1 protein-coding gene is annotated in these 281 nt (G+C 54.4%); it reads right to left on the minus strand.

Features of this window, described 5'->3' with window-relative positions; translation table 11 throughout:
* Positions 1-266 (minus strand): glycoside hydrolase family 3 C-terminal domain-containing protein (locus QWY29_RS20205; protein WP_300963022.1); only part of this gene is annotated, 266 nt, incomplete at its 3' end.
* Positions 267-281 lie beyond the last annotated feature (15 nt).

Here is a 281-nt window from a genome sequence, read left to right on the forward strand (position 1 = left end):
GTATCATCCGTATCCGGACGACCCGTGTTCAGGTGATTATAATAAAGCGGCAACTGTCCCACCGCACGCGGGAAGCTCGTGGTCAGCTTACCTGAAGGAGACATGTCACCAAACATCACATCGGCAATGGCATCGCCCGCTTCACTGCCGGCAAACCACACGTTCAGGATAGCCGGTACATGCTCAGACTCCCAGCATAAATCCAGCGGACGACCGGTAAACAAAGCCAGTATCACCGGCTTTCCGGTAGCCACCAGTGCCTTCAACAAATCTTTCTGCGC

This window comes from Nocardioides abyssi (assembly GCF_030412915.1).
GTDB classification, from domain to species: Bacteria; Actinomycetota; Actinomycetes; order Propionibacteriales; family Nocardioidaceae; genus Nocardioides; species Nocardioides abyssi.